This window comes from Cupriavidus sp. BIC8F, assembly GCF_032465815.1.
GTDB classification, from domain to species: Bacteria; Pseudomonadota; Gammaproteobacteria; order Burkholderiales; family Burkholderiaceae; genus Cupriavidus; species Cupriavidus necator.
In genome coordinates this window covers 538,416-563,237 of sequence record NZ_CP136095.1, presented here as the reverse complement: position 1 = coordinate 563,237, position 24,822 = coordinate 538,416, and the positions used below count along the sequence as shown (strand labels likewise).

General features: G+C 68.0%; 23 protein-coding genes. 20 read left to right on the top strand and 3 right to left on the bottom strand.

Annotated elements, in window-relative coordinates; genetic code table 11:
* The first annotated feature begins 25 nt into the window (after positions 1-25).
* From RS901_RS22790 to mobB, 8 genes are all read left to right on the top strand, one after another.
* Entirely contained in the window at positions 26-1,411 is a 1,386-nt protein-coding gene (locus RS901_RS22790) for a NarK family nitrate/nitrite MFS transporter (protein WP_316156159.1), read from the top strand.
* A 197-nt stretch (positions 1,412-1,608) separates the two neighbouring features.
* Positions 1,609-5,346 (top strand): nitrate reductase subunit alpha, encoded by a 3,738-nt coding sequence (locus tag RS901_RS22785; protein ID WP_316156157.1) that lies wholly within the window; start codon positions 1,609-1,611, stop codon positions 5,344-5,346.
* The gene (gene narH, locus RS901_RS22780) at positions 5,343-6,893 is read left to right on the top strand and encodes a nitrate reductase subunit beta (protein WP_316156156.1); all 1,551 of its coding nucleotides are present in this window, start codon (positions 5,343-5,345) and stop codon (positions 6,891-6,893) included. The genes RS901_RS22785 and narH overlap by 4 nt, the downstream gene beginning before the upstream one ends.
* Positions 6,894-6,922: 29 nt before the next feature.
* Positions 6,923-7,639, top strand: coding sequence for a nitrate reductase molybdenum cofactor assembly chaperone (gene narJ / locus RS901_RS22775; RefSeq protein ID WP_316156154.1), 717 nt, complete (start codon positions 6,923-6,925; stop codon positions 7,637-7,639).
* Positions 7,640-7,645: 6 nt separating this feature from the next.
* Positions 7,646-8,329, top strand: a complete 684-nt coding sequence (gene narI / locus RS901_RS22770) for a respiratory nitrate reductase subunit gamma (RefSeq protein WP_316156152.1) — start codon at positions 7,646-7,648, stop codon at positions 8,327-8,329.
* Positions 8,330-8,356: 27 nt separating this feature from the next.
* The gene (locus tag RS901_RS22765; RefSeq protein ID WP_316156149.1) at positions 8,357-9,109 is read left to right on the top strand and encodes a peptidylprolyl isomerase; all 753 of its coding nucleotides are present in this window, start codon (positions 8,357-8,359) and stop codon (positions 9,107-9,109) included.
* A 15-nt stretch (positions 9,110-9,124) separates the two neighbouring features.
* Positions 9,125-9,832, top strand: a complete 708-nt coding sequence (locus RS901_RS22760; protein ID WP_316156147.1) for a carbonic anhydrase — start codon at positions 9,125-9,127, stop codon at positions 9,830-9,832.
* Between the two features lie 4 nt (positions 9,833-9,836).
* Entirely contained in the window at positions 9,837-10,394 is a 558-nt protein-coding gene (mobB, locus tag RS901_RS22755) for a molybdopterin-guanine dinucleotide biosynthesis protein B (protein ID WP_316156145.1), read from the top strand.
* On the opposite strand, the gene RS901_RS22750 is transcribed toward mobB, so the two are convergent.
* Both RS901_RS22750 and RS901_RS22745 read right to left on the bottom strand, forming a co-directional pair.
* A complete protein-coding gene (locus RS901_RS22750; protein WP_316156143.1) occupies positions 10,360-10,932 on the bottom strand; it encodes a DUF2889 domain-containing protein in 573 nt (190 codons plus the stop codon). The two genes, mobB and RS901_RS22750, sit on opposite strands and share 35 nt — an antisense overlap.
* Positions 10,933-11,049: 117 nt before the next feature.
* The gene (locus tag RS901_RS22745; protein WP_316156141.1) at positions 11,050-11,976 is read right to left on the bottom strand and encodes a LysR family transcriptional regulator; all 927 of its coding nucleotides are present in this window, start codon (positions 11,974-11,976) and stop codon (positions 11,050-11,052) included.
* A gap of 102 nt (positions 11,977-12,078) precedes the next feature.
* Here RS901_RS22745 and RS901_RS22740 point away from each other — a divergent pair, with 102 nt between their 5' ends.
* The 12 genes from RS901_RS22740 to cobA all read left to right on the top strand — a co-directional run bounded on the left by RS901_RS22740 (position 12,079) and on the right by cobA (position 23,992).
* Complete coding sequence (locus tag RS901_RS22740; RefSeq protein WP_316156139.1) at positions 12,079-13,041, top strand: tripartite tricarboxylate transporter substrate binding protein; 963 nt, start codon at positions 12,079-12,081, stop codon at positions 13,039-13,041.
* Between the two features lie 20 nt (positions 13,042-13,061).
* On the top strand, positions 13,062-14,480 hold the full coding sequence (gene leuC, locus RS901_RS22735; RefSeq protein ID WP_316156137.1) for a 3-isopropylmalate dehydratase large subunit: 1,419 nt from the start codon (positions 13,062-13,064) through the stop codon (positions 14,478-14,480).
* On the top strand, positions 14,473-15,117 hold the full coding sequence (leuD, locus tag RS901_RS22730) for a 3-isopropylmalate dehydratase small subunit (RefSeq protein ID WP_316156135.1): 645 nt from the start codon (positions 14,473-14,475) through the stop codon (positions 15,115-15,117). The genes leuC and leuD overlap by 8 nt, the downstream gene beginning before the upstream one ends.
* A 221-nt stretch (positions 15,118-15,338) precedes the next feature.
* A complete protein-coding gene (locus tag RS901_RS22725) occupies positions 15,339-17,003 on the top strand; it encodes a nitrite reductase (RefSeq protein ID WP_316156133.1) in 1,665 nt (554 codons plus the stop codon).
* A gap of 12 nt (positions 17,004-17,015) precedes the next feature.
* A complete protein-coding gene (locus tag RS901_RS22720; protein WP_316156131.1) occupies positions 17,016-17,378 on the top strand; it encodes a cytochrome c in 363 nt (120 codons plus the stop codon).
* Complete coding sequence (locus RS901_RS22715; RefSeq protein ID WP_316156129.1) at positions 17,318-18,553, top strand: cytochrome D1 domain-containing protein; 1,236 nt, start codon at positions 17,318-17,320, stop codon at positions 18,551-18,553. Before RS901_RS22720 ends, RS901_RS22715 begins: the two co-directional genes overlap by 61 nt.
* A 7-nt stretch (positions 18,554-18,560) precedes the next feature.
* The gene (locus RS901_RS22710) at positions 18,561-19,550 is read left to right on the top strand and encodes an Lrp/AsnC family transcriptional regulator (protein ID WP_316156127.1); all 990 of its coding nucleotides are present in this window, start codon (positions 18,561-18,563) and stop codon (positions 19,548-19,550) included.
* Positions 19,547-20,011, top strand: a complete 465-nt coding sequence (locus tag RS901_RS22705; RefSeq protein ID WP_316156124.1) for an Lrp/AsnC family transcriptional regulator — start codon at positions 19,547-19,549, stop codon at positions 20,009-20,011. Before RS901_RS22710 ends, RS901_RS22705 begins: the two co-directional genes overlap by 4 nt.
* Positions 20,011-20,511, top strand: a complete 501-nt coding sequence (locus RS901_RS22700) for an AsnC family transcriptional regulator (RefSeq protein ID WP_316156122.1) — start codon at positions 20,011-20,013, stop codon at positions 20,509-20,511. Before RS901_RS22705 ends, RS901_RS22700 begins: the two co-directional genes overlap by 1 nt.
* Positions 20,512-20,523: 12 nt before the next feature.
* Positions 20,524-21,687 carry a heme d1 biosynthesis radical SAM protein NirJ gene (nirJ, locus tag RS901_RS22695; RefSeq protein ID WP_316156120.1) on the top strand — a complete coding sequence of 388 codons (1,164 nt, stop codon included), beginning with the start codon at positions 20,524-20,526 and terminating at the stop codon, positions 21,685-21,687.
* Between the two features lie 56 nt (positions 21,688-21,743).
* Positions 21,744-23,183 (top strand): cytochrome D1 domain-containing protein, encoded by a 1,440-nt coding sequence (locus tag RS901_RS22690; RefSeq protein WP_410054230.1) that lies wholly within the window; start codon positions 21,744-21,746, stop codon positions 23,181-23,183.
* 35 nt (positions 23,184-23,218) lie between these two features.
* A complete protein-coding gene (cobA, locus tag RS901_RS22685; protein WP_316156116.1) occupies positions 23,219-23,992 on the top strand; it encodes a uroporphyrinogen-III C-methyltransferase in 774 nt (257 codons plus the stop codon).
* A gap of 25 nt (positions 23,993-24,017) precedes the next feature.
* Here cobA and RS901_RS22680 read toward each other — a convergent pair whose 3' ends face one another.
* Positions 24,018-24,782, bottom strand: a complete 765-nt coding sequence (locus RS901_RS22680; RefSeq protein WP_316156114.1) for a DUF4410 domain-containing protein — start codon at positions 24,780-24,782, stop codon at positions 24,018-24,020.
* Between the last annotated feature and the right edge of the window lie 40 nt (positions 24,783-24,822).

The window sequence follows — 24,822 nt, the reverse complement described above, 5'->3', positions numbered from 1 at the left end:
ACGCAAACAACCAAGGCACACTGTCATGTCATCTTCCGTACTCACCCGCTGGGAGCCAGAGAACAAGGCTTTCTGGCAAACCCAGGGCGAACGCATCGCCTACCGCAACCTGTGGATCTCGATCCCGGCGCTGATGCTGGCCTTCGTGGTCTGGATGCTGTGGAGCGTGGTCGCGGTCAACCTCGATCGCGCCGGCTTCCAGTTCACCAAGAACCAGCTGTTCTGGCTGACCGCGCTGCCGGCGCTGTCCGGCGCCACGCTGCGCATCTTCTACTCCTTCCTGGTGCCGGTGTTCGGCGGGCGCCGCTTCACCGCAATCTCCACCGCGCTGCTGCTGATCCCGGCACTGGGCATGGGCTTCGCGCTGCGCGACCCGTCCACCGGCTACCCGACGCTGCTGGTGCTGGCGCTGCTGTGCGGGCTGGGCGGGGCCAACTTCAGCTCGTCGATGGCCAATATCAGCTTCTTCTTCCCCAAGGCGAAGAAGGGGCTGGCCACCGGGCTGAATGCCGGCATCGGCAACCTGGGGGTGTCGGTGGTGCAGTTCGTCACGCCGCTGGTCGTGTCGGTGGCCGTGTTCGGCGCGCTCGGCGGCGAGCCGCAGCAGTACCAGGCCAATGGCGTCACGCACGACCTGTGGCTGCAGAACGCCGGCTTCATCTGGGTGCCGTTCATCATCGTGTCGGCGCTGGCGGCCTGGTTCGGCATGCATGACATCGCGGACGCCAAGGCCTCGTTTGCCGAGCAGGCAGTGATCTTCAAGCGCAAGCACAACTGGCTGATGTGCTGGCTGTACGTGGGCACCTTCGGCTCGTTCATCGGCTTCTCGGCGGGGCTGGCGCTGCTGACCAAGTCGCAGTTCCCCGGCGTGAACCCGACCGCCTATGCCTTCCTGGGGCCGCTGGTGGGCGCGCTGACGCGGCCCGTGGGCGGCTGGATCTCCGACAAGCTTGGCGGTGCGCGCGTCACGCTGTGGACCTTCGTCGGCATGATCGCGGCAGTGTTCGCGGTACTGGCGACGCTGCCGCATGACGGCGCCGGCGGCAACTTCACCTTCTTCCTGGCCGCCTTCATCGCGTTGTTCGCGCTGACCGGCATCGGCAATGGCTCGACCTTCCGCATGATCCCCGTGATCTTCCTGACAGAGCGCCAGCGCGCCGCCGCGGGCAAGGGCGATGTCGCACAGAAGCAGGCATTGCAGGAAGCCGGCAAGGAATCCGCCGCCGTGCTGGGCTTCTCCGGCGCGATCGGCGCGTACGGCGGCTTCTTTATCCCCAAGAGCTTCGGCACCTCGCTGGAGCTGACCGGCGCCGCCGACGCCGCGCTGTATTGCTTTATCGCCTTCTACCTCAGCTGCGTGCTGGTGACGTGGTGGTACTACGCGCGCCGCAACGCCCCCATGCCCTGCTGACCCTGTCACCAGTGCCGCCGGCCGGGCTAGTTCTTCCGAACTAGTCCCGTGCCCGCCGCCTAGCCCGATCGCCATGCGGCGGCTGTTCCACCAGCGAATTGGCTGCCGCCCGCCTCCCCCATAAGCTGAGGGTGTCCCTGCAAAGCTCCCGAAACCACCGGAGCGCCCGCAGCAAAGCACCCGCGGAGAACAAAGCAATGAGTCATTTCCTGGATCGACTGAAGTTCATGTCGCGCGTCAAGTCCACCTATGCGGACGGCCACGGCGCAGTGGTGAACGAAGACCGCAAGTGGGAAGACGGCTACCGCAGCCGCTGGCAGCACGACAAGATCGTGCGCTCGACCCACGGCGTGAACTGCACCGGCTCCTGCTCGTGGAAGGTCTACGTGAAGAACGGCCTGATCACGTGGGAGACCCAGCAGACCGACTATCCGCGCACGCGCCCGGACCTGCCCAACCATGAGCCGCGCGGCTGCCCGCGCGGCGCCTCGTACAGCTGGTACGTCTACTCAGCGCAGCGCGTCAAGTACCCGATGATCCGCGGCCGCCTGATGGAAATGTGGCGCGAGGCCCGCAAGACGATGGACCCCGTCGCCGCGTGGGAATCGATCAGCCAGGACCCGGTCAAGGCCGCGCGCTACAAGAGCGTGCGCGGGCTGGGCGGCTTCGTGCGTGCGGACTGGAACACGGCCACCGAGATGATCGCGGCGGCCAATGCCTTCACCGTGAAGAAATTCGGCCCGGACCGCGTGATCGGCTTCTCGCCGATCCCGGCCATGTCGATGGTGTCCTATGCCGCCGGTGCACGCTACCTGAGCCTGCTGGGCGGCGCCTGCCTGTCGTTCTATGACTGGTACTGCGACCTGCCACCGGCCAGCCCCCAGGTCTGGGGTGAACAGACCGACGTGCCGGAATCTGCCGACTGGTACAACTCCACCTACCTGATGGTGTGGGGCTCGAACGTGCCGCAGACGCGCACCCCGGACGCACACTTCTACACCGAAGTCCGCTACAAGGGCACCAAGACCGTGGCCGTGTCATCCGACTTCGGCGAGATGGTCAAGTTCGGCGACATCTGGCTGGCGCCGAAGCAAGGCACCGACGCCGCGCTGGCGATGGCCATGGGCCACGTGGTGCTGAAGGAATTCCACGCCAGCGGCAAGTCCGCCTACTTCCGCGACTACGTGAAGCAGTACACCGACATGCCGATGCTGGTGCTGCTGCGTGAGAACCAGGGCACGCTGGTGCCGGATCACTTCCTGCGCGCCTCGCACCTGGCCGATAACCTCGGCGAAGCCAACCATCCCGAGTGGAAGACCCTGCAGATTGACGACGCCACCGGCGAGATCGTCGCGCCCAACGGCTCGATCGGCTTCCGCTGGGGCGAAGCCGCGCACAACGGCGGCAAAAAGGTGGGCCGCTGGAACCTGGAAATGAAGGACGGCGGCAGCGGCCGCACCATCGATCCGCGCCTGTCGCTGGTCAGCCAGCATGACGAAGTGGTGGAAGTCGGCTTCCCCTACTTCGGCGGCGAACACGACGAACTGCTGCGCCGCCACGTGCCGGCACGCCGGCTGACGCTGGCCGACGGCAGCACCGCACTGGTGGCCACCGTGTATGACCTGCAGATGGCCAACTACGGTGTCGACCAGGGCCTGGGCGGCCCGAACGTGGCCGCGTCGTATGAGGACGATGTGCCCTACACCCCCGCCTGGCAGGAAAAGCACACCTCCGTGCCCGCGCGCCTGGTGACCCAGGTGGCGCGCGAGTTCGCCGACAACGCCGACCGCACGCAGGGCAAGAGCATGGTGATCGTCGGTGCCGCGCTGAACCACTGGTACCACAACGACATGATCTACCGCGGCATCATCAACCTGCTGATGATGTGCGGCTGCATCGGCAAGAGCGGCGGCGGCTGGGCCCACTATGTCGGCCAGGAAAAGCTGCGCCCGCAGTTCGGCTGGGCCCCGCTCGCCTTTGGCCTGGACTGGTCGCGCCCGCCGCGCCAGATGAACGGCACCTCGTTCTTCTACAACCACACCAGCCAGTGGCGCCACGAGAAGCTTGGCGTCGACGAGATCCTCTCGCCCACCGCCGACCGCAAGCGCTATGACGGCCTCTCGCTGCTGGACCTGAACGCGCGCTCCGAACGCATGGGCTGGCTGCCGTCGGCACCGCAGCTCGGCACCAATCCGCTCGACGTGGTCGATGCAGCCGAGCGCGCCGGCAAGGACGCGGTGGCCTACACCGTCGAACAGCTGAAGTCCGGCGAGCTGCAGTTCGCCTGCGACGATCCCGACAACCCGGCCAACTTCCCGCGCAATATGTTCGTGTGGCGCTCCAATATCCTGGGCAGCTCTGGCAAGGGCCATGAGTACTTCCTGAAATACCTGCTGGGCACGCAGAACGCCGTATTCGGCGACGAGAACGATGCGATCACGCCGAGCGAGGTCAACGTGCGCCCGGCCGCCGAAGGCAAGCTGGACCTGCTGACCGTGCTGGACTTCCGCATGAGCACCACCTGCCTGTACGGCGACATCGTGCTGCCCACGGCGACCTGGTACGAGAAGGACGACCTCAACACGTCCGACATGCATCCGTTCATCCACCCGCTGTCCGAAGCCGTGCAGCCGCTGTGGGAAAGCAAGACCGACTGGGAGATCTACAAGGCCATCGCAAAGAAGTTCAGCGAAATCGCCGGACCCTATCTTGGCACGCGCAAGGACCTGGTGTGCACGCCGCTGCTGCACGACACCCCGGGCGAACTCGGCCAGCCGTTCGAGCCGAAGGACTGGAAGGCCGGCGAGTGCGACCTGATCCCCGGCAAGACCGCGCCGTCGATGACCGTGGTGGAGCGCAACTATGCGGACATCTACAAGAAGTTCACCTCGATCGGGCCGCTGCTGGACAAGCTCGGCAACGGCGGCAAGGGCATCAACTGGAACACCCAGCATGAAGTGAAGGAAATCGGCCAGCTCAGCCACACCGTGAAAGAACCCGGCGTCAGCCAGGGCCGCCCGCGGCTGGAGAGCGCGATCGACGCCGCCGAGATGATCCTGACCTTTGCGCCCGAGACCAACGGCCACGTCGCCGTCAAGGCCTGGGAAGCACTGTCGAAGATCACCGGCCGCGACCACGCCCACCTGGCCGAAGGCCGCGAGCACGACAAGATCCGCTTCCGCGACGTGCAGGCGCAACCGCGCAAGATCATCTCCGCGCCGACCTGGTCGGGACTGGAATCGGAAGAGGTCAGCTACAACGCCGGCTACACCAATGTGCATGAGCTGATCCCTTGGCGCACGCTGACCGGCCGCCAGCAGTTCTGGCAGGACCACCGCTGGATGCTGGACTTCGGCGAAGGCGCGTGCGTGTACAAGCCGGCCATCGACACCAAGACCGTAGCGCCGATGCTGGGCAAGAAGCCCAACGGCAACCCGGAGCTGGTGCTGAACTGGATCACGCCGCACCAGAAGTGGGGCATCCACTCCACCTACTCGGACAACCTGCGCATGCTGACGCTGTCGCGCGGCGGCCCGCACGTGTGGATCTCGGAAACCGAGGCCAAGGCCAACGGCATCCGCGACAACGACTGGGTCGAGGTCTTCAACGTCAACGGCACGCTGACCGCCCGCGTGGTGGTGTCGCAGCGCGTGCCCAAGGGCATGTGCCTGATGTACCACGCCCAGGAAAAGATCGTGAACGTGCCCGGCGCCGAGACCAGCGGCATGCGCGGCGGCATCCATAACTCGGTCACGCGCGCCGTAACCAAGCCCACGCACATGATCGGCGGCTACGCGCAGCTGGCCTACGGCTTCAATTACTACGGCACCGTGGGCAGCAACCGCGACGAGTTCGTGATCCTGCGCAAGATGAAGAAGGTCGACTGGCTGGAAGGGCCGCTCGTGGAATCGAACAAGGAAGGAGCCTCGCAATGAAGATCCGTGCCCAGGTGGCCATGGTGCTGAACCTCGACAAGTGCATCGGCTGCCATACCTGCTCCGTGACCTGCAAGAACGTCTGGACCAGCCGCGACGGCGTCGAGTACGCCTGGTTCAACAACGTCGAGACCAAGCCCGGCATCGGCTACCCCAAGGAATGGGAGAACCAGGACAAGTGGCAGGGCGGCTGGAAGCGCAACGCTGACGGCACGCTGGAGCCGCGCCAGGGCGGCAAGCTGAAGATCCTGGCGAACCTGTTCGCCAACCCCAACCTGCCGCAGATCGACGAGTACTACGAGCCCTTCACCTACGACTACGAGCACCTGCAAAAGGCGCCGCTGGTGCAGACCCCGCCCACCGCTCGCCCAGTGTCGGTGCTGACCGGCCGCAAGATGGAAAAGATCGAGTGGGGCCCGAACTGGGAAGACGACCTCGGCGGCGAATTCAGCTCGCGCGGGCGCGACAAGCTCTTCGACGACGTGCAGAAGGAGATGTACTCGACCTTCGAGAACACCTTCATGATGTACCTGCCGCGCCTGTGCGAGCACTGCCTGAACCCGGCCTGCGTGGCCTCGTGCCCCTCGGGCTCGATCTACAAGCGCGAGGACGACGGCATCGTGCTGGTCGACCAGGACAAGTGCCGCGGCTGGCGCATGTGCATCTCGGGCTGCCCGTACAAGAAGATCTACTTCAACTGGCAGAGCGGCAAGGCCGAGAAATGCCTGTTCTGCTATCCGCGCATCGAGGCCGGTCAGCCCACGGTCTGCTCCGAGACCTGCGTCGGCCGCATCCGCTACCTCGGCGTGATGCTGTACGACGCCGACCGCATCGAACAGGCGGCATCGGTGGCCGATGAGCGCGACCTGTACCAGTCGCAGCTCGACGTCTTCCTCGATCCGCACGATCCCGCGGTGCAGGCCGAGGCGCTGCGCCAGGGCATTCCGCAAAGCTGGCTGGATGCCGCGCGCAAGTCCCCGGTCTACAAGATGGCGTGCGAGTGGAAGGTTGCCTTTTCGCTGCACCCGGAGTACCGCACCCTGCCGATGGTCTGGTACATCCCGCCGCTGTCGCCGATCCAGTCGGCGGCCGAAGCCGGCCACATGGGCCTGAACGGCGTGATCCCGGACGTAAAGAGCCTGCGCATCCCGGTCAAGTACCTGGCCAACCTGCTGACCGCGGGTGATGTGATGCCGGTGCTGTCCGCGCTGGACCGCATGCTGGCGATGCGCGCCTACAAGCGCTCGCAGGTGGTGGACGGCGTGCAGGACCTGGGTGTGCTGGAGCAGGTGGGCCTGACGCCCGCGCAGGTGGAAGACATGTACCAGACCATGGCCATCGCCAACTACGAGGACCGCTTCGTGATCCCGTCCTCGCACAAGGAAATGGTCGAGGACAGCTTCAACGACAAGGCCAGTTGCGGCTTCACCTTTGGCAACGGCTGCTCGGGCGGTACTTCGGACGGCTCGCTGTTCGGCAAGAAGCCGCAAGGCAGCGTCCACTTTGTCGACATGCCCAAGTCGCGCAAGAACGCCGTGATGAGCTGATGCGTTCCACGAACCGCACGGAGAACAACATGCCCCTCTATCCCATCCTCAGCGTCCTGCTCGGCTACCCCGAGCAGGATCTGCTGGACGCCCTGCCCGAGATCGATGCCGCGCTGGCCGAATGGCCGCAGGCGCGCGAGCTGCTGGCCCCCGTGACCGGCCTGCTGCGCAGCGAATCACTGATCGCGCTGCAGGAGAACTACGTCGCCACCTTCGACCGCAACCCGGCGCACTCGCTGCACCTGTTCGAGCACGTGCACGGCGAAAGCCGCGACCGCGGCCAGGCCATGGTCGACCTGATCGATGAGTACCGGCGCGACGGCTTTGAACCTGCCGCGTCGGAACTGCCCGACTACGTGCCGCTGTTCCTGGAGTTCCTCGGCGCGCTGGTGGCCGACGACAAGGAAGCGCGCGCCGAGCAATTGCTGGGCGACGCGATCCACGTGCTGGCCGCGATCGGCGACCGCCTGGCGCGCAACGAAAGCCCGTACGCCGGCGTGTTCGCGGTGCTGCGCACGCTCACCGACGTACAGCCGCAACCGCAGCAGGAGCCGCCGGTGCGCGACATGGACGAGGCGCTGGAAACCTTCGGGCCGGGGGCCGACGGCGTGGAACCGCTGCTGGCGCCGCAGACCGGGCCGCAGGCAGTGAAATTCTATCCGCGCGATCCGCGTGTCAGGGCGCCAGTGCCGGCTGCCTGCTGGCAGGGCATGGCAATGCAAACTGAACACCAGACAATGGGTTAACACACCATGGCAACGATCCACCAATTCCTCTTCGGCATCTACCCGTACATCGCTGCCGCCATCTTCCTGTTCGGCAGCCTGGCGCGCTTCGAGCGCGAGCAGTACACCTGGAAGACCGACAGCTCGCAGGTGCTGTATCGCGGCAACCTGCGCACCGGCAACATCCTGTTCCACGTCGGCATCCTCGGCCTGTTCTTCGGGCACCTGGTGGGCCTGCTGACGCCGGTGGCGGTGTGGGATGCGCTGGGCATCTCGCACGGCTTCAAGCAGGCCGTGGCCATGGCCGCCGGCGGCGTGATGGGCACCATGTGCCTGGCCGGGCTGCTGATCCTGCTGCACCGCCGCCTGACCAACGCCCGCGTGTCGGCGGTCACCCGCACCGGCGACAAGGTTCTGCTGCTGTGGCTGCTGGTGACGCTGCTGCTGGGCCTGTCCACCATCTTCGAATCCGCCAGCCACATGGACGGCCACATGATGGTGCAGCTGATGACCTGGGCGCAGCACATCGTCACGCTGCGCGGCGACGCCGCCAGCTATGTCGCGGATGCGCCGCTGCTGTTCAAGGCGCACCTGTTCATGGGCATCACGCTGTTCGCGATCTTCCCGTTCACGCGGCTGGTGCATGTGTGGAGCGGCTTCGCTTCGGTCGGCTACCTCGGCCGCGCCTGGCAACTGGTGCGTAGCCGCTGAGCGCCACAATCGGACAAGGAGAACAGCATGCCTGTCACCGTCAACGGCGTGGAACTGCGCGACGCCGATATCGAACGCGAGTTGGACCACCATCACGATGCGGCCAACCCGGCGCGGCTGGCCACGATCTCGGCCATCCTGCGCCAGTTGGTGCGCGCCGAAGCCGACCGCATCGGCCTGGCGGCCGAAGGCCTGGATGACGACGCGCTGGCGCAGGCGCTGCTGGCACATGAAGCCGGCACGCCCGAGCCAGACGAAGCCAGCTGCCGCCGCCACTACGACAGCCGCCCGGAGCGCTTCCGCGACGGCGAATGGGTCGAGGCCGACCATATCCTGTTCCAGGTCACGCCGCGCATGCCGCTGGACGCGCTGCGCGAGATCGCCGCGCAGACGCTGGCACTGGTGCGGGGCGATCCTTTCACCTTCCCCGAGCACGCCCGCGCGCTGTCCAATTGCCCGAGCGGCGCCAACGGCGGCCGGCTTGGCCGCGTGTTCCGCGGCGAGACCGCGCCGGAATTCGAGCGCGCGCTGTTCACCGCGCAGCAGGACGGCGTGCTGCCGCAGTTGCTTGAAACCCGTTATGGCCTGCATATCGTGCGCGTCCTGGAACGCTGCCCCGGCACGCGCCTGCCCTTCGATGCGGTGCGCGGCGATATTGCCCGCGCCCTCGCCAGCGCCGCGCGCGATCGTGCCTGGAAGCAATACGCCAGCCTGCTGATCGGGCGCGCGCGCATCGAAGGCATCGAGCTGGAAGGCGCCGACAGCCCGCTGGTGCAGTAGCGCCTGGACGCCGCCATGCATCACATCGAACAACTGCTCAAAGGTTTCGAACGCTTCCAGCAACGCTATTTCGACGACGAGCCCGGGCTGTTCGACACGCTACGCACCGGCCAGCGCCCGCCCACACTGCTGATCGGCTGCAGCGATTCACGCGTCGATCCTGGACTGCTGCTGGGCTGCGACCCGGGCGAACTCTTTACCGTGCGCAATATCGGCAACCTGGTGCCGCCCTGCACCGGCCGCCATGAAGGCACCCTGCACGGCGTATCCGCAGCGATCCAGTTTGCCGTGCAGCAGCTGCGCGTGGCCCGCATCATCGTGATGGGCCACGGCGGCTGCGGCGGCATCCGCGCCTTGCTGGCGCAGCCGGCCGACGCCGGCGACCATCCGCCCGATGAAAGCGAAGACCCCGACTACATCGGCGCCTGGGTGCGCATCGCCGCACCGGCGCGCAGGCAGGTAGAGGAAACCCTGGCCACGGCCAGCGCCGCCGAGCGCCAGCGCGCCTGCGAGCAGGCGGCGATCCTGGTGTCGCTGCGCAACCTGCAGACCTTCCCGTTCGTGCGGCGCGCTCTGGAGGCCGGCAGGCTGACGCTGCACGGCTGGTATTTCGACCTGCAGGCCGGCGCACTGCTGGCCTATTCGCAGCGTGCCGACAGCTTCCTGCCGCTGGTGTGCCCCCTGCCCGCCCAAACTGAACTCCGCGAATCCTGCGAACCCTGACACCATGCATCCCTTCATCCTTGGCATCACCGGCACCTCCGGCAGCGGCAAGACCACGCTGATCACGGCGCTGCTGCCGTGGTTCCGCGCGCAGGGCCTGACCGTCAACGTGATCAAGCACAGCCATCATCCGCTGGAACTGGAGCCGCCGGGCAAGGACAGCGCACGCTTTCGCGCCGCCGGCGCGGCCGAGGTGATGGTGGCATCGCCATATCGCTTTGCCATCGTGCGCGAACTGGCCGACGAGGCCGAGCCGACGCTGGCCGAGCAGGTGGCGCGCCTGCGGCCGGCCGATATCACGCTGGTGGAAGGCTTCCGGCGCGAGGCGATTCCGCGCATCGAGGTCTACCGACCGGCGCACGGGCGTGCGCCCTACTATCCGGGCGATGCTTCGATCATCGCGCTGGCCACCGATGCGCGCATGGACACGGTGCTACCCTGCATGGCGCTGGACGACATCGCGCAGGTCGGCAGCTTTATCCTCGCCATGAAGGATGCGGCCGCGGCGATGCCCGCGGCTTGCGCGCTCAGCCGCCTGCGCGGCGATGCAGCGGCCAGATGACCTTGGCCCCATCGCCGTCGATGCGGTAGGCGTGGCAGGTGTCCAGTATCCAGGGCCTGGGTAACGCCGCGTCTCCCGCCAGCTTGGCATGCCACGGCGACTGGTCGCGCTGCACCGACATCACCGTCTGCATCGCAGTGGTCGCCAGCGGCGACAGCAGTTCCGTCAGGTGCGTGCAGCCTTTCGCGCCACCCAGGCGCGCCCGGGCCTCCTGGCGGAAGCCGCTGCCGATGCGCACCCCGCGCAATTGGCGATAGGCGGCATTGATCTCCGTGCAGAACGGTGTCGGCCCGGTCTCGGTACGGGCCTCGAAGTCCCGGATCACCAGGTCCGCGTCGATCGTCATGCACAGGCGCATATGGTGGATCGAACCACCGGCTGGCACGCGGGCAAAGGGCATTTCCGTGGCATCGGCGGAAATGTCGCGCATTTCGGCCTCGATATCGTAAAGGCCATCGTCGCGCAGATAGCCGCGGCATTCGATCTGGCGAGTGTGACGCAGCGTGCGTCCGGGTTGGGGCGTCGGGGCTGTTTCCATGCGCGTTTCCATCAGGCTTCTGGTATTGCCAGCCATGATGGACGCTAGTGGCGCCGGAATCGCCCCCCAATATCGGGTGGCGCGGCCCCCGTACCGCGCATGATCGCCGCCAGATGGCTACCAGCAGCTGTCCGCGCTGCCCGCGCCGGAGGCACGGTGGCTGGCAAAGTGATCAAGCAGGAAGTCCACCAGCGCCCGCACCTTGTCCGGACGATGGTTGCGCGCCGGGAACACCAAATGGATATCCGCGGGCGCGAACTGCCATTGGGGCAGCACCCGGCGCAGGGCGCCGCTGCGCAGGTGCTCCGCAACATCCCACTCGGAACGCACGATCAGGCCCTGGCCATCCAGCGCCCAGGCCAGCGCCGATTCCCCATCATTGGTGCTCATGGTGCTGCGGACCTTGACGGTCTCCTGCTGCGCGCCATGGCGCAGGTGCCAGGTGCCGAAGGTCTCGTCGGCTTCGCGGATGAAGATGCAGTTGTGCCGCGCCAGCTCGCGCGGGCTTGACGGCTCGCCCCGCGCTTCCAGGTAGGACGGCGCGGCACAGAGCAGGCGGCGGTTGCTGGCCAGCAGGCGCGCCGTCAGCCGCACGTCCGGCATCTCGCCAAAGTGGATCATGGCGTCCAGGCCCTGCTCGACCAGGTTCAGGGGCCGGTCAGTCAGATAGAGCTGGACCTCGATATTCGGGAAACGGCGCGAGAACCCCGACAGCGCCGGCGCGATATGCCGCCGTCCGAAGCCGAGCGTAGCGCCGATCTTCAGCAAGCCGTGCGGGGTGCTGCCGGTGCCTGCGATCGATCGCTCCAGCGCCTCCATCTCCGCAAGAATCCGCGCCCCTTCCACCAGATAGCTTTCCCCTTCCGGCGTCAGGCTGATGCGGCGCGTGGTCCGGTGCAGCAACCGGACGCGCAGCCGTGCCTCCAGCCCCGCCAGCCGCTTGCTGACCGCCGGCGGCGTCACGCCAAGCTCCTGCGCGGCACCGGCCAGGCTGCCGTGCTTGTTGATGCACGCAAAGAACGCGACGTCCGAGAGGTTATCCATTAGTGAATACCAGGAAATAAAGAAGTAACTGAGTTTGAATTATGTGCTTCTGGGTGAATGATACGATGGTTTCCATAACGATTCCTAAACCAGGAGACACCCATGAAAGTTGCCCACCTCACGGCCTTGCTGCTGTGTGCCGCGTCGATCGGCACGGCCGCGGCGCAGTCCTATCCCCAGCGCCCGGTACGCCTGATCGTGCCGTACGCCCCGGGCGGCAGCGCCGACATCGCCGCCCGCCTGGTCTCGGATGTCTGGTCGAAGAGCCTGGGCGGCACCATCGTGGTCGAGAACCGTGCCGGCGTCGGCGGCAATATCGGCGTCGATGCCGTGGCCAAGGCCGCCGCCGACGGCTACACCATCGGCCTGCAGACCGTGTCCCTGGCGATCAACCCGGGCCTGTTCCCGCGCATGCCGTATGACACGCTGAAAGACCTGGCCCCGATCGGCATGGTCGCCAGCTCGCAGCATGTGCTGGTGGTCAACAACAACGTGCCCGCCAAGAACCTGCAGGAACTGATCGCGGCGGCCAAGGCTACGCCGGGCAAGCTGACCTACGGGTCCGCGGGCAACGGCAGCACGTTCCATATGTCGGCCGAGCTGTTCAAGTCGGTGGCCAACGTCTCCATCGTCCACGTGCCGTACCGCGGCGGCGGCCCGGCCCTGGTCGACACCATTGCGGGCCAGGTCGACATGAGCTTCCCGGTGGTCTCGGCCGCGAAGCAGCATGTGCAGGGCGGCAAGCTCAAGGCGCTCGCCGTCACCGGCACCAGGCGCTCGCCGCAGTTGCCGAATGTGCCGACCGCGGCCGAGGCGGGCCTGCCCGGCTATGCCTTCGAGACCTGGTTCATGGTGTTTGCCCCGGCCGGCACGCCCCGGCCCGTGATCGACAAGCTGAACGCGGCGCTGAACACCGCGCTGGCCGCGCAGGCAACCCGTGACCGCATGCTCAAGGAAGGCTTCGAGCCCACCCCGACCACGCCCGAGGCGGCACGCCAGCGCCTGGAAAAGGAGATGCCCGTGTGGGCCAACCTGATCAGGCAGCGCGGCATCACCGCGGAATAACGACAGACAAGGCAGTTGCCATGACCCCCAAGACGCTATACCAGAAGCTGGTCGACTCCCATACCGTGGCCAGGATCGACGACGACAATGTGCTGTTGTACTGCGACCTGCACCTGATGAACGAGTACACCAGCCCGCAGGCCTTCGCCGGGCTGCATGAACAGGACCGCGGCGTGCTGGTGCCGGGACAGAACGTCTCGGTGGTCAGCCATATCATCCCGACGCACCCCACCGCGATCCGCGTGATCGCGGATCCGGCCTCGGCGCTGCAGGCCACCAAGCTGCGTGCCAACTGCGAGCGGCACGCGATCCCGCTGTTCGACACCAACGACACGCTGCAGGGCATCGAGCACGTGATCGCGCCCGAGCACGGCATGATCCGGCCGGGCATGGTGGTGATCTGCGGCGACAGCCATACCACCACCTACGGCGCGCTCGGCGCGCTGGGCTTCGGCATCGGCACGTCCGAAGTCGAGCATGTGCTGGCCACCCAGACGCTGGTCTACCGGATGGCCAGGACCATGCGCATCCGCGTGGACGGCAAGCTGCCCGCCGGCACCACGGCCAAGGACCTGATCCTCAGGATCATCGGCGCGATCGGCGCGCAAGGTGCGCGCGGCTATGTGGTGGAGTACTGTGGATCGGCGATCCGCGACCTGAGCGTCGAGGCCCGCTTCACGCTGTGCAACATGACCGTGGAGGCCGCGGCGCGCGGCGCGCTGATCGCGCCGGATGCAGTGGCCACCGACTATGTGCTGCGCCGCGCCGTGGATATCGAAGGTCCGCAGCGCGACGCCGCGCTCAGCTACTGGGCCACGCTGCAGAGCGATCCGGAGGCCGTGTTCGACATGGATTTCGCGTTCGATGCCAGCGAGATCGAGCCCTACGTCACTTGGGGCACCAGCCCGGACCAGGTGCTGCCGGTGTCCGGGCAGATCCCGTTCCCGGAAGACCAGATCGACGAGGCCGAGCAGCGCTCGGTCGAGCGCGCGCTGGCGTACACGCACCTGCAACCGGGCGCCGCGCTGGCAGGCACGCCGATCCAGCACGTCTTCATCGGCTCCTGCACCAACGGCCGCATCGAGGACCTGCGCGCGGTGGCCAGCGTAGTGCGTGGCCGCAAGGTGGCCGCCGGGGTCAGGGCCATGGTGGTGCCCGGGTCTGGCGCGGTCAAGGCCCAGGCCGAGCGCGAGGGCCTGGCCGAAGTCCTCACCGCCGCCGGCTTTGAATGGCGGCAACCGGGCTGCTCGATGTGCCTGGCCATGAACGACGACGTGCTCGCCGACGGCGTGCGCTGCGCTTCCACCACCAACCGCAATTTCGAGGGCCGGCAGGGACGCGGTGCCATCACCCACCTGATGAGCCCGGCCATGGCCGCCGCGGCAGCGGTCACCGGCGTCATCACCGACGTCCGCAAGCTGGAGATCACCCATGCCTGAACACACCTGCATCGCCGGCAAAGGCGCCGCCATCCGCTTCGAGAACCTCGATACCGACCAGATCATCCCCAAGCAGTTCCTTCGTGGGATCGACAAATCGGGGCTGGCCGAGGGCATTCTCTACGACCACCGCTTCGATGCCAGCGGCGCGCCGCGCCCCGACTTCGTGCTGAACCGGCGCGAGTACGCCGGCACCAGCATCCTGGTGAGCGGCGCCAACTTCGGCTGCGGCTCCAGCCGCGAGCACGCCGTCTGGGGCCTGCAGCAATTTGGCATCCGCGCCGTGATTGCGCCGAGCTTCGGCGAGATCTTCTATTCGAACGCGATGAACAACCGGCTGCTGCTGGTAATGCTGCCGCGCGAGGTCATCGAGCCGTTGATGAACGACGTGGATGCGGACGCGGGCAACACCATCAGCCTCGATGTCGAGGCGATGCGCGTGCGCACTCCGTCCGGCGACTACGCCTTCGAGCTGTCGGCACGGCACCGCCGCATGTTTATCGAAGGGCTGGACATGATCGGCCTGTCCCTGCGGCAGCGCGGCGAGATCGAGCAGTTCATCCAGCAGTACCGGACCGCGTTCCCGTGGACAACCAACGTGGCCAGGCGCACGCGCGACCGCTTGGGCGCGACCTGAAGCCTGCCTTGCAAGCGCGCCGCCTCCACGGTGCGCTTGCAACATAGCAAACGACAAACATCAACCACCCCACACTTCGTTCCCGCACCACCGCCGCCGTTTGATGCCAGTCAATTCCATGTCGTCAGTGTGTCCGCATGCTTCCCACATGACGACAGGTGCCCGCCACCCAGGCATGGGCACCGCGAAACCGCTTTCCTCACCGCTGATCCACGGCACCCATGAAAGCAAAAAACTGGCTGTACCCGGCAATCGCGGCATTGCCGCTCTCACTCTGGCTCGGGCTGCCACATGCAGCCACCAAGGCAGAACCGAAGGCGGAATCCAAGCCCGCGATCCCCACCCTCACTGCCGCTGAGTTCGACCACGCCCGGCAAATCTACTTCGAACGCTGCGCCGGCTGTCACGGCGTGCTGCGCAAGGGCGCCACCGGCAAGGCGCTGACGCCGGACATCACCCGCGCGCGCGGCACCGAGTACCTGAAGACCTTCATCAAGTACGGCAGCCCCGCCGGCATGCCTAACTGGGGCACCTCGGGCGATCTCTCCGACCCGGAAGTCGACCTGATGGCGCGCTATATCCAGCTCGACCCGCCGACCCCGCCCGAGTACTCGCTGGCCGATATCGAGAAAAGCCGCAAGGACATGCTGCCGGTGGCCCAGCGCCCGACCAGGAAGATGAACCAATACAACCTGGACAACCTGTTCTCGGTCACGCTGCGCGATGCCGGCGAGGTCGCGCTGATCGACGGCGACAGCAAGCAGATCATCAATATCGTCAAGACCGGCTACGCGGTGCATATCTCGCGCATGTCGGCGTCCGGGCGCTACCTGTACGTGATCGGCCGCGATGCGCGGCTGGACCTGATCGACCTGTGGCTGCCCAAGCCCGATATCGTCGCGGAAGTGAAGGTCGGCATGGAGGCACGCTCGGTCGAGACCTCCAAGTACCAGGGCTATGAAGACAAGTACGCCGTGGCCGGCTCCTACTGGCCGCCGCAGTACGTGATCATGGAAGGCGACACGCTCAAGCCGCTCAAGGTGGTCTCCACGCGCGGCATGACCGTGGACAACGAATACCACCCCGAGCCGCGCGTGGCGGCCATCGTCGCCAGCCATTTCCATCCGGAGTTCGTGATCAACGCCAAGGAGACCGGCAAGATCCTGATGGTCAACTACTCGGACCTGTCCAACCTGAAGACCACCACGATTGATTCAGCCAAGTTCCTGCATGACGGCGGCTTCGACGCCACCGGCCGCTACTTCCTGGTGGCCGCCAATGCGTCCGACAAGATCGCCGTGGTCGACACCAAGGACAACAAGCTGACCGCGCTGATCAACGTGGGCAAGACCCCGCATCCGGGGCGCGGCGCCAACTTCACGCATCCGAAGTTCGGCCCGGTCTGGGCTACCAGCCACCTTGGCGACGAGACCATCAGCCTGATCGGCACCGATCCGGCCGGACACCCGGCGCAGGCGTGGAAGGTGGTGCAGACCATCAAGGGCCAGGGCGGCGGCTCGCTCTTCATCAAGACCCACCCGAAGTCGTCCAACCTGTGGGTCGACACGCCGCTGAATACTGACGCCAAGCTCAACCAGTCGGTGGCGGTATTCGACACGCGCAACCTGGAAGCCGGCTACAAGGTGCTGCCGATCGCCGACTGGGCCGACCTGAAGGGCGCGGGCGCCAGGCGCGTGGTGCAGGCCGAGTACAACAAGGCCGGCGACGAGGTCTGGTTCTCGGTCTGGGGCACCAAGGACGGCGAGTCCGCGCTGGTGGTGGTCGATGACAAGACCCGCACGCTCAAGACCGTGATCAAGGACAAGCGCCTGGTCACCCCGACCGGCAAGTTCAACGCCTACAACACGCAGCACGACGTGTACTGAGCCGGCGCCACCATGCGTAATCACATCGCCTGGCGGCGCGCTGCGCTGGCGGGGCTGGCAGCGGCCCTGCTGGGCGCAGCGCCCGGCGCGGCGGCCCAGCCCACCCCTGCCCGGCAGGCGCAGCTTGCGCACTGGCTGCGCGATGACTGCGGCGCCTGCCATGGCATGACGCTCAGCGGCGGGCTGGGCCCGCCGCTGACGCGCGAGGCACTGTCCGGCAAGCCGCCCGCGGGCCTCGCCGCCACCGTGCTGTACGGCCGCCCCGGCACCGCGATGCCGCCCTGGCAACCCTTCATGACGCAGGATGAAGCCCAATGGCTGATCGATCGACTGCAGGCCGGCAAGCCACCGGCCGCCTCGCCGCAAGGCAACTGATCCGCGGCCTGGCCGCGGCCTTGTGCGCCACCGTTGCCGCCGCGCTGGTGGCCGGTTGTGCCAGCACCGTGCGCGGCACCGGCGACCTGGGCGTGGTGGTGGAGCGCGCTGCCGGGCGGCTGCAGATTGTCGAGACCACCGGCATGACCCGGCTGGCAACGGTGGAAGGACTCGGCGATTTGTCCCACGCCAGCGTGGTGTTCTCGCGCGATGCGCGCTACGCCTATGTCTTCGGCCGCGATGGGGGCCTGACGCGCGTGGACCTGTTCAGCGCCCGCATCACCCACCGCGTGCTGCAGGCGGGCAACAGCATCGGCGGCGCGATCTCGCAGGATGGCCGCGTGGTGGCCGCGCAGAACTACGCGCCCGGCGGCATCCGCCTGTTCGACGCCCAGACGCTTGAGCCACTGGCGGAGCTGCCGGCCATCGGCAATGACGGCCGCCGCTCCAAGGTGGTGGGGCTGGCCGACCTGCCCGGCCGCCGCTTTGCCGCCAGCCTGTTCGAATCCGGCGAGATCTGGATCATCGACGCCAGCGATCCGCGCCAGCCGCAGGTGACACGCCTGCCCGCCGGCCGCGAGCCGTACGACGGACTGGTCACGCCCGATGGCCGCTGGTACCTGGCCGGCCTGTTCGGTGAGGACGGCCTGGCGCTGGTCGACCTGTGGCAGGCGCCGCTGCAGTCGCGCCGCGTGCTCTCCGGCTACGGCCGCGGCAGCGCGCCGCTGCCGGTCTACAAGATGCCGCACCTGCGCGGCTGGGCCATGGCCCAGAGCATGGCCTGGCTGCCGGCGATCGGCCGTCATGAGGTGCTGGTGGCCGACCCCGCCAACGGCTGGCAGCAGGCCGCGCGCGTGCCGCTGGCCGGCCAGCCGGTCTTTGTGATGGCACGGCCCGACGGACGCCAGGTCTGGGTCAACTTCGCCTTCCCCAACAACGACACGGTGCAGGTGATCGACACCGCCACGCGCCAGGTGGTGCGCACGCTGCATCCCTGCCGCGGCGTGCTGCATATGGAATTCACGCCCAAGGGCGAATCCCTGTGGCTGTCCTGCCGCGACGACAACCGTGTCGAGGTCTACGACACCGCCAGCCTGGCGCGCATTGCCACGCTGCCCGCCGACAACCCCAGCGGCATCTTCTTCACCGTGCGCGCGCAACGGTTCGGCATGTAAGGGCACCATGTACGATGACCTGAACCTCTACGACACCCTGCAGCGCGATTTCCCGCTGCAGCCGCGGCCCTACCAGGCGCTGGCCGGCAAGCTCGGCCTGTGTGAACACACGCTGCTGAGCCTGCTAGCGCGCGACCTGGGCGGCGGGCGCATCAGCCGCGTCGGTGCCGTGTTCGCGCCCAACGTGATCGGCGTCAGCACGCTGGCGGCGCTGTCCGTGCCGCCGGCCCAGCTGGACCGCGTGGCAGCGCGCGTCAGCGCCTGCGCCGCGGTCAGCCACAACTATGCGCGCAGCGGCCACCCGTACAACCTGTGGTTCGTCGCGGGCGCGCGCGAGCGCCGCATGCTCGACGTCACGCTGGCGTCGATCGGGGACATGACCGGCCTGGCGCCGCTGGACCTGCCCATGGCACGCGAGTATCACATTGATCTCGGCTTCCCGCTGGCGCGCCCGGGCAGCGCACGCGCCCGCCGCGTGGCCAGCGCGGCCGCTCCCGCCGCGCCTGTCGCCCTGGATGATGACGACTGGCGCCTGGTGGCAGCACTGGAAACCGGCCTGCCGCTGACGCCGCGGCCGTTCCACGCACTGGCAGCGCAAGCGCGGATGCCGATGCCGCAGGTCCTGGAGCGGCTGGCGCGCTGGTCCGCGCAGGGCGTGATCCGGCGCCTGGGCGTGGTGCTGCAGCATGGGCGTTTCGGCTTCGGCCACAACGCCATGTGCGTGTGGGACGTGCCCGACGCGCACGTGGACGCCATCGGCATGCGGCTGGCCCGGCAGGCGCGCGTGACCCTGTGCTACCGCCGTGTGCGCCGGCTGCCCGACTGGCCCTACAACCTGTTTGCGATGGTCCATGCGCGCAATGCGGAGGACCTGCAGCCGGCGCTGGCGCGCATCCACGCCACCGCCGGGCTGGAACATGCGCCCGGGACCGTGCTGGTCGGCACGCGCTGCTACAAGCAGCGCGGCACACGCTATGCCATGCAGGGGTCGGCATGACCCGTGCAATCGCCGCACTCGATCCACTCGACCGCCGCATCATCAACGCGCTGCAGCGCGGGCTGCCGCTGGTACCGCGCCCATATGCCGAAGCCGCGGCGGCGCTCGGCATCACCGAGGCCGAACTGCTGGAGCGGCTGTGCGCACTGCTTGCCGCAGGCGTGCTGACGCGCTTCGGCCCGTTGTACCAGATCGAGCGCGCGGGCGGAAGCTTCGTGCTGTGCGCCTGCCATGCGCCCGCCGAACGGATGGACGCCGTGATCGCCGCCATCAACGGGCACCCCGAGGTTGCCCACCACTACGCGCGCACGCATCACCTGAACCTGTGGTTCGTGCTGGCGGTGGCGCGGCCGGAGGAGGTCGCGCCGGTACTTGCGCGCATTGCCGCGGCGGCCGGCGTCGAGATCCTGCCATTCCCGAAGGAACGCGAGTTCTTCGTCAACCTCTACCTGCCCGCCTGATGCCCGAGCCCGTCGATCCCGTCGACCTGGCGCTGATCCGCGCCACGCAAGCCGGCCTGCCGCTGGTGCCGGCGCCCTACGCCGCAGTGGCCGACAAACTCGGCCTGACTGAGCACGAAGTGATCACGCGGCTCGCCGCGATGCAGGCGCGCGGCGTGCTGCGCCGTATCGGCGCCGTGCCCGACCACTACCGGCTGGGCTGGCGCGCCAACGGCATGACCGTGTGGGACGTGGACGATGCTTGCATTGACACGCTGGGCGAGCGCATCGGCGCCCTGCCCTTCGTCAGCCATTGCTATCGCCGTCCGCGCCACTTGCCGCATTGGCCCTACAACCTGTTCGCGATGGTCCATGCGCGCTCCCGCGAAGACGCCGCGCCGCAGGTTGCCGCGATCGCGGCATTGCTTGGCGACGCCTGCCGCGCGCACGACGTGCTGTGGTCCACCCGCATCCTCAAGAAAACCGGGCTGCGCCTGCCGCCGCCCGGCCCAGACCGATAGGAAACCCCGCCCATGTTCCGCCTGTCACGCTTCATGGAAGCCCTGCGCGATGCCGGCCCGGTGCCGCCGCCGCGCAAGCCCGCCGGCCCGGTGGTGATCTGGAACCTGATCCGCCGCTGCAACCTCAACTGCCGGCACTGCTATGCCACCTCCGCCGACACGGACTTCAAGGGCGAGCTGGCTACCGCCGAGGCGCTGCGCGTGCTCGAGCAGCTGCACGATGCGCGCGTGCCTGCGCTGATCCTGTCCGGGGGCGAACCGCTGCTGCGGCCTGACCTGTACGAGATCGCCGCACGGGCGCGCGCGCTCGGCTTCCACCTGTCGCTGTCGTCCAACGGCACGCTGCTCGATGCAGGACATGCCGCCCGGCTCGCGGCAGCGGGTTTCGACTACGTCGGCGTCAGCCTGGACGGCCTGCCCGCCACGCACGACCGGTTCCGCCGCAGCGACGGCGCCTTTGCACAGGCGCTGGCGGGCCTGCGCGCCGCGCGCGCGGCCGGCCTGCGCGTGGGCGTGCGCATGACGCTGACCGAAGCCAACGCGGCACAACTGCCCGACCTGGTGGCGCTGACCGAGCGCGAGGGCATCGACAAGTTCTACCTGTCGCACTTCAACTATGCTGGCCGTGCGCGCAGCCATCGCGCCGAAGACGCGCACCATGCGCGCACCCGCGCCGCGCTCGACTGGCTGTTCGACCACGTCTGGCAGCGCACGCAGCAGGGCCATGCGGGCGACTTCGTCACCGGCAACAACGATGCGGATGGCGTGTACCTGCTGCACTGGATCGCCAGGCGCTTGCCGCATCGCCTGGCCGATATGCGCCAGCGGCTGGAACACTGGGGCGGCAACGCCACCGGCGTCGGCGTGGCCAATATCGACAACCTGGGCAATGTCCATCCCGACACGATGTGGTGGCACGTGACCGTGGGCAATGTGCGCGAGCGGCCGTTCGGCGAGATCTGGTCCAGCCGCGCCGATCCGCTGATGGCGGGCCTGGCCAGCACCCCGCGTCCGCTGCAGGGGCGTTGCGCGGGGTGCGCATATCGCGCCATCTGCAACGGCAATACCCGTGTGCGCGCCTTTGCGCTGACAGGCAACGCCTGGGCGGAGGACCCGGGCTGCTACCTGAGCGATGACGAGATCGCGCATGCGCCTGGCACGGAGGTCACGGCGTGAAGACCGTGCTCCGATGGCTGGTCGCCCTGGCCTTTGCCTGCGCAGCGCAAGCCGCCATGGCCGCCGACCCCGCGGCGGTCTACAGCCAGCACTGCGCCGCCTGCCATGGCGCCGACCGCCTCGGCGCCATGGGCCCCGCGCTGCTGCCGGAAAGCCTGGAACGCCTGCGCGCCAGCGAACTAGACCAGGTGCTGCACGCTGGCCGCGCCGCCACGCAGATGCCGGCATTCGCAGGCACGCCGGCCGAGGCCGACCTGCAGGCGCTGGCGCGCTGGCTGCGCACGGCACCCACAGCCATGCCGCAATGGAACGTGGAGGCCATTCGCGCCAGCCATATCGTCCACCACGCCCCCGGCAGCCTGCCGGCACGGCCCGTGTTCAGCGCCGATCCGCAAAACCTGTTCGTGGTGGTGGAGGCCGGCAGCCATCATATGACCGTGCTGGACGGGGACCGGCTGGCACCGGTCCATCGCTTTGCCACCCGCTTTGCGCTGCACGGCGGCCCCAAGTTCAGCCGCGACGGCCGCTATGTCTACATGGCCAGCCGCGATGGCTGGGTCAGCAAGTACGACCTGTGGAACCTGGCCTATGTGGCGGAGATCCGGGTCGGCGTGAACACGCGCAACGTCGCCGTCAGCGACGACGGCCGCTGGGTGCTGGCCGGCAATACGCTGCCGCGCACGCTGGTGCTGCTCCATGCCGAAGACCTGTCGCTGGCGCGGGTGATCGACGTGAGGGGGCGCGATGGCGAGGCCTCGCGCGTCTCCGCCGTCTACGACGCCGCGCCGCGCCACAGCTTTATTGCCGCGCTGAAGGATATCGCCGAGGTCTGGGAAATTCCCTATGCCGATGCGGCCGGCACGCCACTGCCCGCGCTGGCACCGCGCGTGGTGGCGCTGGACGATGTGCTCGACGACTTCTTCTTCGACCAGTCCTATCGCCATATCCTGGGCGCTTCGCGCAAAGGTGGCGGACAAGTGATCGACCTGCAGCAGGGCCGCAAGGTTGCGGCGCTTGCGCTTGGCGGCATGCCGCACCTGGGCAGCGGCATCACCTGGCAGCGCGATGGCCGTGAAGTGATGGCCTCGCCCGACCTCGGGCAAGGACGCGTCACGGTGATCGACATGCAGGACTGGCATACGGTCGCCACCGTGCCGACCAACGGTCCGGGCTTCTTCCTGCGCAGCCATGAAAACACCCCCTACGCCTGGGCCGACGCCATGATGAGCCCGAAGCGCGACACGCTGCAGGTGATCGACAAGCAAAGCCTGCGGGTGGTCGGCAGCGTCACGCCGAGCCCGGGGCGCACCGCTGCGCACGTCGAATTCACGCGCGACGGGCGCTACGCGCTGGTCAGCCTGATGGAGCGCGACGGCGCCATCGTGGTCTACGACGCGGCCACCTTGCAGGAGGTCAAACGCCTGGCGATGGACAAGCCCATCGGCAAGTACAACGTTTTCAACAAGACCACGCGCTCGGCCGGCACCAGCCACTGAGCCGGCGTGGTGATGCCCCATTGCAGGAGCCCGAGATGAACCCACCCCTGAAACCCGGCAAGGTCTGGCTGGTCGGCGTCGGCCCCGGCAGCCCGGACCTGGTCACGGTACGCGCCATGCGCGCGCTGGCCGCGGCCGGGGTCTGGCTGGTCGATGATCTGGTCGCGCCGGAGATGTCCTGCTACGCCAGCCCCGGCACCCATGTGGAGTGGGTCGGCAAGCGCGGCGGGCGCTGCTCGGTCAGCCAGGAGCGCATCCAGCAGCTGACGCTGCAGCATGCGCTGGCCGGCCGCACCGTGGCGCGCGTCAAGGGCGGCGATCCGCTGCTGTTCGGGCGCGGCGGCGAAGAAGCCGCCTTCCTGCGCGGCCACGGTGTGGCCGTCGAGATCGTCAACGGCATCAGCAGCGGCATGGCCGCCGCGCAGGCACTGGGGATTGCGCTGACACACCGCGCGCACTGCCACGGCGTGACCTTCGTGACCGGCCATACCAGCGCGCACGGCTCGCCCGACTGGCAGGCGCTGGTGCGTGGCGGCACCACGCTGGTGATCTATATGGGCATGAGCCGGATCGCGGCGATTCGCGACGGCTTGCTGGCGGCGGGGATGCGCAGCGACATGCCGGCGGCGGTGGTGATGCATGCCGGCAGCGAGCAGGCACGCAGCTGGACCGGCTCGCTCGGCACGCTCGCCGAGTCGCTCGCGGCGGGGCTGGCGAGCCCGGCCGTGGTACTGGTGGGTGGGGTGGTCGCAGACACGCTGCAGGCGGTGCAGGCAATGGTCCCGGGCGCCGGCCCGCTGGCCGCGTAGCGTCGGCACCCGGGCCAGTTGCGCATCAGATCGCGGCAGCAGCAGTCAGCCACCCTTCCTCCGTGCTGGCCGCGATGACCTGGGTGGCAATGGTGTTGCCCAGGCGGGTGGCGTCGGCGTAGACCGAGTCATGCCTGACTTCGGACACGCCGTGCAAGCCCGCGCCGGCGCCGGCAGCCACCGCCAGGTGACCCGCCGCGGCGCCTGCGCCGCCGGTTTCCGCCACCCCCGGCATATAGCCGCTGTCGGCATCGGCAACAAAGCTCTGCAGCGGCACCGCCGCGCCGTTGGCCTGCTGGTACGTGATCCGCACCGCCGCGCTGAGTTCGCTCTTGCCCGCACCCAGCCCGATCAGCAGGCGGCGGCGGGCAGTGCCTTCATCGATCCTGCTGAAGTCGCCGTCGACGATCAGCGCATTGGCACCGGCCGGGACCGGCGCATCCGAGCGAACGGCATGCAAGCCCTTGGCCTGCAGCTCGCGCACGATCTCGTCGGCAACCTGCTCGCGGGCTTCGGTGGCCGTCTGCGCGGTCGCGCTGGCCGGGGAGCCGCCCGCCACCATCGTTTTCACCTTCCGCGCCAGGCCGCCGTCCTGCTTCACTTGCCCGGCGCCGGCGCCGAAGGCGCGCACGTAGATGACGTCAGCGTGCACCGGCTGCAGCAGGCCGCTCTGGTCGATGCCGGTCACGCCGGCGCTGGCGCAGCCTGCGCTCAGCATGGCGGTGACGGCAAGGGCCGCGATGGTCAGGCGCCGGGTCTGGCGGGCGATGGTCTGGATGGGGTTGCGCATGTCGGTTCCTTCATTGGCACGTCAGTGCCGTCAGTCGTCG